12 protein-coding genes and 1 riboswitch are annotated in these 10,351 nt (G+C 38.2%); of the genes, 9 read left to right on the forward strand and 3 right to left on the reverse strand.

Going from position 1 to position 10,351, the window contains the following annotated elements:
* Positions 1–8: 8 nt before the first annotated feature.
* The 6 genes from SPK86_RS06695 to SPK86_RS06720 all read left to right on the forward strand — a co-directional run bounded on the left by SPK86_RS06695 (position 9) and on the right by SPK86_RS06720 (position 6,560).
* Entirely contained in the window at positions 9–1,409 is a 1,401-nt protein-coding gene (locus tag SPK86_RS06695; RefSeq protein ID WP_284141661.1) for a bifunctional metallophosphatase/5'-nucleotidase, read from the forward strand.
* A 74-nt stretch (positions 1,410–1,483) separates the two neighbouring features.
* Positions 1,484–1,789: a YunC family protein gene (locus SPK86_RS06700; RefSeq protein WP_284141662.1), complete on the forward strand. Its 306-nt coding sequence runs from the start codon at positions 1,484–1,486 to the stop codon at positions 1,787–1,789.
* Between the two features lie 180 nt (positions 1,790–1,969).
* Positions 1,970–2,749: a sporulation protein YunB gene (yunB, locus tag SPK86_RS06705; RefSeq protein WP_284141663.1), complete on the forward strand. Its 780-nt coding sequence runs from the start codon at positions 1,970–1,972 to the stop codon at positions 2,747–2,749.
* Between the two features lie 50 nt (positions 2,750–2,799).
* Positions 2,800–2,977, forward strand: a riboswitch (Lysine riboswitch).
* Between the two features lie 141 nt (positions 2,978–3,118).
* Entirely contained in the window at positions 3,119–4,681 is a 1,563-nt protein-coding gene (locus SPK86_RS06710) for a Na+/H+ antiporter NhaC family protein (RefSeq protein ID WP_330948954.1), read from the forward strand.
* Positions 4,682–4,916: 235 nt separating this feature from the next.
* Positions 4,917–6,452 carry a sodium-dependent transporter gene (locus SPK86_RS06715; protein ID WP_330948955.1) on the forward strand — a complete coding sequence of 512 codons (1,536 nt, stop codon included), beginning with the start codon at positions 4,917–4,919 and terminating at the stop codon, positions 6,450–6,452.
* Entirely contained in the window at positions 6,453–6,560 is a 108-nt protein-coding gene (locus SPK86_RS06720; RefSeq protein WP_284141666.1) for a methionine/alanine import family NSS transporter small subunit, read from the forward strand.
* A 198-nt stretch (positions 6,561–6,758) separates the two neighbouring features.
* Here SPK86_RS06720 and SPK86_RS06725 read toward each other — a convergent pair whose 3' ends face one another.
* Positions 6,759–7,724, reverse strand: a complete 966-nt coding sequence (locus SPK86_RS06725) for a M23 family metallopeptidase (protein WP_284141667.1) — start codon at positions 7,722–7,724, stop codon at positions 6,759–6,761.
* 32 nt (positions 7,725–7,756) lie between these two features.
* Positions 7,757–8,326 (reverse strand): YhcN/YlaJ family sporulation lipoprotein, encoded by a 570-nt coding sequence (locus tag SPK86_RS06730; RefSeq protein ID WP_330948956.1) that lies wholly within the window; start codon positions 8,324–8,326, stop codon positions 7,757–7,759.
* A gap of 141 nt (positions 8,327–8,467) precedes the next feature.
* Here SPK86_RS06730 and SPK86_RS06735 point away from each other — a divergent pair, with 141 nt between their 5' ends.
* Positions 8,468–8,743, forward strand: coding sequence for a YutD family protein (locus SPK86_RS06735; RefSeq protein ID WP_284141669.1), 276 nt, complete (start codon positions 8,468–8,470; stop codon positions 8,741–8,743).
* 50 nt (positions 8,744–8,793) lie between these two features.
* On the opposite strand, the gene SPK86_RS06740 is transcribed toward SPK86_RS06735, so the two are convergent.
* Positions 8,794–9,057 (reverse strand): hypothetical protein, encoded by a 264-nt coding sequence (locus SPK86_RS06740; protein ID WP_284141670.1) that lies wholly within the window; start codon positions 9,055–9,057, stop codon positions 8,794–8,796.
* A gap of 157 nt (positions 9,058–9,214) precedes the next feature.
* On the opposite strand from SPK86_RS06740, the gene hepT reads away from it, so the two are divergent.
* Positions 9,215–9,652 (forward strand): type VII toxin-antitoxin system HepT family RNase toxin, encoded by a 438-nt coding sequence (gene hepT, locus SPK86_RS06745; protein WP_284141671.1) that lies wholly within the window; start codon positions 9,215–9,217, stop codon positions 9,650–9,652.
* Between the two features lie 11 nt (positions 9,653–9,663).
* Positions 9,664–10,302, forward strand: a complete 639-nt coding sequence (locus SPK86_RS06750; RefSeq protein ID WP_330948957.1) for a helix-turn-helix transcriptional regulator — start codon at positions 9,664–9,666, stop codon at positions 10,300–10,302.
* Positions 10,303–10,351 lie beyond the last annotated feature (49 nt).

Below are 10,351 nucleotides of genomic sequence, written 5' to 3' on the forward strand. Positions count from 1 at the left end.
CAAGCTATATGCTAGAAAAATTATTCATTTATTATACGAATGATTTACATAGTAAGTTTGATCATTGGTCGCGTGTTACAAGCTTTTTTAAGCAAGAAAAAGCAGATCGAATAGCTGCCAATGAAACAAGCTGGTTATTCGATGTTGGGGACCACGTTGATCGTGTACATCCGATTGCAGAGGCTTTTATGGGAAAGGCGAATGTTTCATTATTGAATGAAGCTGGCTATGATGCTGTCACCATTGGAAATAATGAAGGAATCACGGTTTCACATGAAGACTTGGAACAGCTTTATGACGATGCTTCATTTCAAGTTGTTTGTGGAAATTTACATAGTCAAAAGGCAACTGCTCCTCAGTGGCTAAAGCCCCATGTTACGTTCACCTCTAATCAAGGCGTGAAAGTAGGGATAATCGGATTAACTGCTCCATTTAATGATTATTATGAGCTATTAGATTGGCATGTTTCTGCTCCATATGAGGCACTGAAAACGTATGTGCAAAGCTTAAAGCAAGAAACAGACGTTATTATTTTGCTTTCGCATTTAGGGCTGTCAGAGGATGAAGAAATTGCTCGGCGGTTTCCAGAGATTGATTTAATTATTGGTGGACATACACATCATTTGCTTCGGAACGGCGAGTATGTAAATAACATATTAATTACTGCAGCGGGAAAGCATTGTGCTTTTGTCGGCGAGGTTATTTTAACGTGGGACCATGCTAAGCGATGTCTTGTAAACAAGGAAGCCTATGCTATCGATATACTGAATCAACCAAAGGATTTGGCTACAGAGCAAAAATTAGCAGTATTAGAAGAAGAGGCGAATACAATACTGGAAAAAACAATTGTCCATATCGATCATCCGCTGGAGGTAAGGTGGTTTTCACATACGCAAATTATGCAGGATCTTACAGATATGCTCAAGGCTTGGACAAATGCGGATTGCGCGATGCTGAATGCCGGAGTGTTGCTCGATCAGCTCCCAGCCGGTGCTGTGACGTATAAGGATGTGCATCGGATTTGTCCACATCCGATTAATCCATGTGTTGTTACATTGAGCGGTAGTGAGCTGTTGGAAGTAACAAGAGCTTCACTGACGAAGGATTTCATGGAGCTTAAGCTAAAAGGATTTGGATTTCGCGGCGAAGTAATTGGTAGGATGATCTTTTCTGGAATTGACGTTGTGACCGAGAGGCATGCGAACGGGCATGAATATGTGAAAACGGTATTATTTAATGGGGCAGAAATTGATGGCGACCGCATTTATCGAGTCGCGACTGCAGATACGTTTACATTTGGTAGGTTGTTACCTGAAATTGCGAAATCAGAAACAAAGGAATACATGTTACCAGAATTTTTACGAGATATCCTATCATATACGTTACAGAAAAAATATACGAATGCTTAAGGAGAAGGTCGCTCACTAGCGCCTTCTTTTTGCATATATATACTGTAAAGCAGTGAATAAGGAGGAAATTGCGGATGATGGATGTAAAACCAATTCAGTTGGATGGAAGAACCTTTATTGCAACGCGTGTAGAATTACCAAAAACCAATTTGCTCATTGTTTCGAATGACATTGGATATATAATGTGTGCTGCGTTAGATGTTGATGTATTGGATGAAAAGCTTGCTGATCGTAAAGTAATAGCAGGTCGTGCATCAGGAGTGAGAACAATTGATGACTTGTTGTCAGCTCCATTAGAAAAGGTAACAAAAGCTTCGGACGTTTACGGCTGGGAGGCTGGTATGATTGGAAAAGAGGCATTATTAAAGCTTCCGGATTAATTGCGTTGCCATATCGAGGATTTGATTATATTGAGGTTACAATGATACTTTAATGAGAGAAGCTTGTTTGTAGCAAAAGGATCGCGGTAATAGAAAGTTGTTTTATCTACCTTGAAGGGGATATTTCGCGATTCTAACCTCCTTGAAACAAGCATAGATTGATTTCAAGGGGGTTTTGTTATGATCCGCAGAGTCCGATTTCAAAAAAGAAGAACACCGCCTCCAGTAGGAAATATATTAATGGTGTCATTTATTATATTTATTTGTATGACTGTTTTTAGCCTTATTTGGATAGACAAGGGAATCCAGCCAACGATCATGGAAATCGCTGATCGGAAAACGAAGGAATTTGCAACACGAGCAATTAATGCAGCGGTTAAGTTTGCTGAGAATTACACCTTTGAAGATATTGCAGATATGACAACAGATAACAATGGAAATGTATCTGTTGTTGGTTGGGATGCTTCAATTGTAAATAAAATAAATCGAGCGGCAACGGATCGTGTAGAAGAATTTTTTCGCACGATGAACCGTGGCGAGCCACCAAATTACGAGGATCCGTTAGATGAGCCAAGTGTTTATGGTGATACAGTTGACGAATTAGTGGAAAGAGATCCAACTGTTATTGAAATTCCGATAGGGCAAGCGACAGGAAATGCTCTTTTCGCCAACTTGGGTCCTAAGGTTCCAGTTAATCTAGAGCTTGTAGGAAGTGTGCAAACAGATATTGTGGATGTACGAGAGGAATTTGGCATTAATAACATTTTTATTACGCTTTATGTACTTGTAGAAGCAGATGTACAGATCGTAATTCCTTTTACAACCGACGTAACAAAAGTAGAAACGAAAATATTAATCGATAAGCACCTTGTCATGGGCGAGGTTCCAGAGTTTTATGGTGGTGGTACGGATGGTCCTTCCATTTCCGTTCCGAAAAAAGACTTGCAAAAAGATGATTGAATCTAGTATAGTATAAAGTGGTTTATAAAATTTCATAATCAACCTCAGATCGGTGAGGTAGAGGCGCAGCCAATATGAGTAATCAATGCGAGGATGACAACGATGACCATTGATAAAAGGATTGTTTGCCGAAGTATAATAAGGGTCAAACTTATTATTGCTGGGATGTTCTTGAAAAAGGAGCATACTGTCATGCTTGGAATTAGTGCATGGAGAACTACTGATCGAAATGGAGGATAACGTATATTGCATACAAAAGGCAATGGTAGGTTATTTTCTATCATTGTCTTTTTGTGTTTTTTACCTCCATGTGCTCTTAGAAAAGCTTATTTTACAATGAATGACCATGTAGAAACGGAGGAGACAACATTGGAAGGAACTTTTTATTCGATTATACCTGCCCTAATAATGCTTTTACTCGTATTATTAACTCGTAAAGTATTACTATCACTTGGAATCGGAATTCTTATCGGTGCTTTATTTATTCATAGCTTTCACCCGGTACAAGCGATTCAAGAAATTTGGACCGTGTTTTATACCATTTTTATTTCGGATGGAACGTGGAATATAGGAAATATACTCTTGCTTAGCTTTTTATTACTTCTTGGAATTGTTACTGCATTTTTGCAAGCTTCAGGAGGAAGCGAAGCCTTTGGCGAATGGATGATTCGTCGCGTTAAAACAAGGACGGGAGCCCAAGTGACAACGGCTGCCTTAGGAGTTATCATTTTCATTGACGATTATTTTAATAGTCTAGCTGTTGGACAAATTGCTCGTCCACTTACTGATCGCCATCGAATCTCAAGGGCAAAGCTTGCCTACTTTATTGATTCGACATCTGCTCCTGTAACTGTAATTTCACCTATTTCTAGTTGGGGTGCTTACATTATTGGTATTCTTGGTGGGATATTTGCTGCAAATGGAATTTCCGATTATCCACCACTTGAAGCGTTTGTGAAAATGATTCCATATAATCTTTATGCATTATCAGCGTTATTACTCGTGTTCATCGTAGCTTATTTTAAGATGGACATCGGACTAATGCGGAAGCATGAAAAGCGTGCTGTGGAAACAGGTGAATTATTAAGTCCAGATAAACCAGATGTTCCAGGCGATTTAACAAAAACCTTTTCAGCACACAAGAGTGGAAAAGTATATCATTTATTTATTCCAATTTTAGTACTTATCGTTTTTACAATTGTTACGATGGTAATAACTGGAGCACAGGCAAGTGCAGCTGAAGGCAATGTTACGATCTTAACGATTTTTGCAAATACAAATGTAAATCTATCTTTATTTATAGGTGGCGTTGCTTCAGTAGCAACTGCATACCTGTTTCATATGCTACAGCCAAGTCCAAAGGCAAACACAGCAAAAATTGTAGTAGAAGGAATCAAAACGATGCTTCCTGCAATCTATATTTTGCTGCTTGCATGGATGATTGGTTCGATTATCGGGACATTAAAAACGGGAGAATATTTAGCACAACTCGTGAGTGGAGCGAATATGAGCCCAACTTTACTGCCGTTATTGTTCTTCTTAATTGCAGGTTTTATGTCACTTGCAACAGGAACCTCTTGGGGAACGTTTGGAATTATGCTTCCGATCGCGGCAGAAGTAGCCGTGCTCACAGATGTAACCTTATTGCTCCCGGCTTTATCGGCAGTTTTAGCAGGGTCTGTGTTTGGCGATCATTGTACACCAATTTCTGATACGACGATATTGTCTTCTACTGGTGCAGGTGCCAACCATATTGATCATGTTTTGACCCAATTGCCATATGCATTACTTGCTGCATTTGCGTCAGCTATTGGATACGTTGTTATTGGCTGGACGAGCCAAATGTTCTTAGGAATCATTGTTGCACTTGCGACCATTATTGCCGTTGCATTGCTTCACAATTTCTTAACGAAAACAAATACGCAATCCTAGATATTGTTACTAAAAGCTTTCACCAACTTGGTGGAAGCTTTTTTAGTAATCAAATAAATTATTTTAACTATACAAAATAATAGTAAAATATATTATATTATAAAAGTTTTGACATAGTATAAAAGTACCGTTATAATCTAAAATAATATCTGAAAACATAAAATATTAAAACTTAACTTATTATTCGTGTAGGACTAGCGAGTAATAAGATGAGACAAAAAGGGGAGGTACATGTATGGAAACTCGTTCACAGTGGGGAACACGAGCAGGGTTTATTCTAGCAGCTGTTGGTTCAGCAGTTGGGCTAGGAAATATTTGGCGTTTTCCAGCAACAGCGTATGAAAATGGCGGGGGAGCGTTTTTGATTCCCTATCTTTTTGCATTACTTACAGCAGGGATTCCGATACTAATCATGGAATTTACGATGGGGCATAAATATCGGGGATCTGCACCGCTAACATTTAAACGGATTCACAAGAAGTCAGAATTTGTTGGCTGGTGGGCAGTACTTGTATCATTTGTAATTTCTACCTATTATGCAGTAATTATTGCATGGGCGATGTCATATTCTGTATTTTCATTTAACTTAAATTGGGGCGAGGATACAGCATCCTTTTTAATTGGAGATTACTTAAATCGGACAGTTGATCCAGGTCAAGTGGGAAGCTTTGTACCGGGTGTTCTTATACCATTAATCATTGTTTGGGTTCTTGTATTAGGGATTTTATTTAAAGGGGTTAAAAAAGGTATTGAAATTGCTAACCGCATTTTTATTCCTGCTTTACTTATAATCTTTCTTATCATTGTTATTCGTGCGGTCACACTACCGGGTGCAGTTGATGGATTAGAAGCTTTCTTTAAGCCTGATTTCTCAAAAATACTAGAACCTGGTGTTTGGGTAGCGGCGTATGGTCAGATCTTCTTTAGTTTATCAATTGCATTTGCCATTATGATTACGTACTCGAGCTATTTACCAAAAAAGTCGGATATCACTAATAATGCGTTTATTACTGGCTTTGGTAATTCAAGCTTTGAGCTTTTAGCTGGAATTGGGGTATTCGGGATCTTAGGATTTATGGCTGCGCAATCTGGTGTACCAGTAGATAAAGTAGTTGATGGAGGGGTGGGACTTGCATTTATTGTATTTCCACAAATTATAAATCAGTTCCCTGCCTTTAATGAGCTTTTTGGATTTCTGTTTTTTGCATCACTCGTGCTTGCAGGATTGACGTCACTCATGTCGATCACTGAAACATATGTTGCTGGACTTGTGGACAAATTTAAGATTTCTAGAACGAAAGCAGTTCTTTTTGGTGGCGGACTGGCAGCAATTATTTCCTTGCTTTTTGCAACACAAGGAGGACTATTCTTCCTAGATGCCGCCGATTACTTTATTAATCAATTTGGTGTAGCGTTGCTTGGGTTAGTTGAAGTTGTTCTTATTGCATGGGTTTTCCGTAAGCTCAAGGAATTTCAAACACATGCAAATGAAATTTCGGATATTCGTCTTGGTTCTTGGTGGACAATAAGTGTTGGCTTTATTACACCGATTGTTCTTGGATATATGATGTTCGGTTTATTAAAGCAAAATATTATGAAAGAGTTTGATACAGATACTGGAAACTATGAGGGCTATCAAGATGCCTTTATTATGTGGGGAGGCTGGGCAGTAGCCATTGGTGCCCTTGTCATCGGGGTTATTATGGCCATGACGAAATGGAAAGCTACTTCTGCATCTTCTGAAATGGAACAAAAGAAGGAGGCTAAATAAATGAGTGGTGGAGCAATTACCGTTATGATTTTAGGAATTGTTATTCTATGGGGCGGTTTAGCCGCAAGTATTATGCATGCTGTTAAAAAGGGGAAAGAAGCAAATTAAATGATATAGAATAGGCTAGGACAAAAGATTTCTAATCGACAGAATCCGAATAAAGATCGCGCCTGTACCTGTGGTGAAAGCGCACCTACTTTCAAACTGCGATGCAGTTATTCGGGTTTTTATTTAGAAGCTATCATTTGTTCTAGCCTTATTTTCTAATCTAAAGCATGTTCAAGCGAATGACATTTGGTTTAGTTGTTATTTTGCTTTCGCCATTCGCTCCCATTTACGAAGGTATGGGTAAGGATCAAAAGACCATTCACTATGACCATTGTCTTTATACATACCATAGTGTAGATGAGGAGGAAACTTTCCGGAAGTTCCTGGAGGGCCATAACCACTAGAACCAACACTTCCAAGTTCATCCCCAGGCTTTACAACTTGTCCAACCTTTATATTATCCGCATAGCCGTTTAAATGCCCATAGTAATGATAAATGTTAAAAATATCGCGAATTCCAATTCGCCAACCACCATATAAATTCCATCCCTTCATTTCAATGACTCCATATGTTGTTGACTTTACAGGGGTTCCATAGCCAGCAAAAATATCCGTTCCTTCATGAATTCGTAGCCCTCCGAATCCACGTCTATCTCCCCACGTGCTTCGATAGCTGTAATTGTGACGAATCGAAACTGGGAAATCACGATCTGTTAAATTAACGTGTTGGAATTTCTTCAACACCTTTGCTGTATTTTTGATCGTCTGTACGGTTAAGTCCCGTTTATAATAATTCCATAGGGCAATACGAATTTCATCATCTGTGATACCATACTGTAAAATGATTGTTGCTATCGTATAAAGAATATCTTCAGGATCCTCAGCATCAGCCTTTCCATCTCCATTTCCATCCTTACCCTGTCCATTAAAAAGGTCTATTATAATGGTATCCTTACTTAATGTACTATTTCCAAGGCCATACCAAATCTCTTCTGGAATAGAAATGGATACAATATGATCATCCTTATCCTTTTGAATCTGTCGCTCATACTGATCAATGGCAGCTAAGTAGTACCAGGGAACCTGTGTTAGAGCTTCGGTTTTTTTGTATACTGCCATTCGCTGTTCATAAATGTCAGATTGCTTTTCTGCTGCATGAACAGGATTCGTGAGAAAAATGAAGATAAGTGGGATAAAGCTGTATAATAGCTTTTTGCTAACCATATTTCGTCACCTCCTTTTCTTTGTATTCTATTTTATTTGTTCTTCGCATCTTGTTCATATCCCTGTGGAGATTGTTTCATTTCATTGATGATGCGCTTTAACGTATGTTGATAATCCCTTTCTGAATTCATGTCATGATGCATGCTTTGAATAAAAGGAATTAGTGAAGCGTCCTCTGAAACATACACTTTAAAATATCTTGGCATCATAGACAGTGCTGTTCGCTTCGCCATATCAGCAGCATCATTGGATGATAAAGCTTCATTTTTTTCATAAGCAATTAAGACTTCTTTATCGGTAACAAGTGTTGCAATTTCAATGAATCCTTCATTCCTTAATATGACTCGGGCAATCATGTCAGCCATTTTATTACGGTCGATTGTTAATGTGGGGTTGTTTTCTCTATCTTGCTCTAGTTGATCTCGTTTGTAATTTACATATCCAATTCTTTTATCAAATTCGGTATCAGCCGGGCTTTCTTGATTTCTGGCGGGATCAAGCTCTTTTGAAAGCTTTTCTCGTTCATTCAACGCGCCATTGCCATTTGTACATCCGACTAAGAAAATAAGAACGATGAAGAGGGATATAAGTTTTGTTCGCATCCCATTTACCTCCTAAAGTAAGCTATATTATAATTAGTTTGGAATAAAGCTTCAAAAACATACAAGTAAATATTCAATATAGGTAGTGGAACAAATAGAAAATATGATAAACTAAAGGCAGCTTAAGTGGGGTGAAGTTAGTTGATTGAATTATTTGGAAAAGAATATGAGCTCATAGAAAATATAAAAGAAGGATTTCAGGAAGAGGCAATAAAAGAACGGTATTCAGATATCTTAAAAAAATATGATTATATTGTAGGAGATTGGGGCTATGAACAGCTTCGATTAAAGGGATTCTTTGAAGATAGTCATCCAAAGGCTACCTACGATACGAAAATAAGTGCATTAGACGATTATTTATATGAATACTGTAACTTCGGTTGCGCCTATTTCGTGCTTCATAAAATAACGAAATAAAGGAAGAAGGGTCTCCAGCTTTAGCATGAAAGGAGCCCCTTTTCCCGTTCTTATTCTTCCCAAGCTTCATCATGGATGGGATGAGCACCAGGTGCTTGTCTTGGTAAATCATCGTGTTGCTCCTTATCTGCATAGACAAACGCGCTTTGTCGTCGTTGTCCTTTTTTCCATGAAGATGATTTACTAAAGATTGGATCATCTCTACGAATAGCAGAACCAAATGGCCCTTCAGGAAATTCCTCTGGAACTAAGTTCTCCCGTTGTTTTTCAACACTAGAGACGTCCGTGTATTGTTCTTTATCTTTTTCCTTCATACGATGCACCGCCCTTTCTTTTGATAGCTTTTGCAAATCGCCGATTATTTTTCCTTCCAAAAATTAGCTGGTTATATTTTCGAAATGGAAATAAGGTTCATTCAAAAAGTCCCATATGATATGATAAGAGTGAATGATTGCATACGGAGGGGTTACGATGTATTTTGTCGATCGAACTAAAATAGAGAAAATATTACAGTATTTGGATAGTGTTTTAGAAGAAGTAAAACAAATGTCTCCCAATTCCTTTGGAGAAAAACTGGCATTAGAACGAGCAAGTCAAGTTATCATTGAAGCAATTTTAGATGTTGGAAATATGATGATTGACGGTTTTATTATGCGCGATCCAGGTAGTTATACAGATATAATTGACATCCTGGGTGATGAACAAGTTTTACCTAAAGGAGAATTAGATCAATACAAGGAAATTATTCACTTGCGTAAAATGCTAGTGAATGCGTATATAGCGGTAGAGCATGATCAATTGTACGAAACGGTACATAAGCATTTACCGATGCTTGAGCAGTTTGGTGTCCATGTCCGAACTTACTTACAAAATGAGTTAGGTGTTGCGAATGCATTCACTAATGAATGATGCAGGTGATCATGTTGAATAAACATGTTTCTACAAAGGAAAGGATACTGCTGACACTAAAGAAATGTAATGAAATGACTATCGATGAAATAACGGCGTTTTTTCCAATTTCGGATATTGCCGTACGTAAGCATGTGCGGGAATTGGAAAAGCAAGGGCTAGTTAAGAAGAATACGATTAAGCAGAAAATTGGTCGACCTTATCACACGTATAGTTTATCTAAATTAGGTCATGATACTTTTCCAAATCAATATGAGCAGCTCCCAGTCGAACTTCTACAGGATTTAGAGGAAATGCAAGGAAAAGATGCGGTACTTGCGCTTTTAAATAAACGAGCAGCGCGTGAAAAAACGGATCTCCAAGCAGAATTGACTGCGGATAATATACAGGACAAAGCAACTGAAATGGCAAAGCTACAAGAAAAGAAAGGGTACATGATTGAGGTTGAACAAATAGAGGATGGACTTGTAGAAATTCGTAATTATCACTGTCCTATTGCCAATATTGCTTCAAGCTATCAGCAAGTATGTAACAATGAAAAGAAGATGTATGAGGATATTTTTGCAGATAGTGAGGTAATTGCACATACTTGTATTACAGATGGCGAACCATTATGTAAGTGGACGATTAAGAAAAAGGAAAAGGATTGATGTGAACCCCTAGAGTTAGACCAAAAAATCTAACTCTAGGGGTGTTTTA

The sequence above is a fragment of the Virgibacillus sp. MG-45 genome (assembly GCF_036409425.1).
Classification (GTDB): Bacteria; Bacillota; Bacilli; order Bacillales; family Amphibacillaceae; genus LDC-1.

Excerpts from the sequence above, each read along its gene's own strand:
- SPK86_RS06695 (WP_284141661.1), top strand. The coding sequence starts at position 9 with ATGCTAGAAAAATTATTCATTTATTATACGAATGATTTACATAGTAAG.
- SPK86_RS06715 (WP_330948955.1), top strand. The coding sequence starts at position 4,917 with ATGGAAACTCGTTCACAGTGGGGAACACGAGCAGGGTTTATTCTAGCA.
- hepT (WP_284141671.1), top strand. The coding sequence starts at position 9,215 with ATGTATTTTGTCGATCGAACTAAAATAGAGAAAATATTACAGTATTTG.
- SPK86_RS06740 (WP_284141670.1), bottom strand. The coding sequence starts at position 9,057 with ATGAAGGAAAAAGATAAAGAACAATACACGGACGTCTCTAGTGTTGAA.
- SPK86_RS06750 (WP_330948957.1), top strand. The coding sequence starts at position 9,664 with ATGTTGAATAAACATGTTTCTACAAAGGAAAGGATACTGCTGACACTA.
- yunB (WP_284141663.1), top strand. The coding sequence starts at position 1,970 with ATGATCCGCAGAGTCCGATTTCAAAAAAGAAGAACACCGCCTCCAGTA.
- SPK86_RS06700 (WP_284141662.1), top strand. The coding sequence starts at position 1,484 with ATGATGGATGTAAAACCAATTCAGTTGGATGGAAGAACCTTTATTGCA.
- SPK86_RS06725 (WP_284141667.1), bottom strand. The coding sequence starts at position 7,724 with ATGGTTAGCAAAAAGCTATTATACAGCTTTATCCCACTTATCTTCATT.
- SPK86_RS06720 (WP_284141666.1), top strand. The coding sequence starts at position 6,453 with ATGAGTGGTGGAGCAATTACCGTTATGATTTTAGGAATTGTTATTCTA.
- SPK86_RS06730 (WP_330948956.1), bottom strand. The coding sequence starts at position 8,326 with ATGCGAACAAAACTTATATCCCTCTTCATCGTTCTTATTTTCTTAGTC.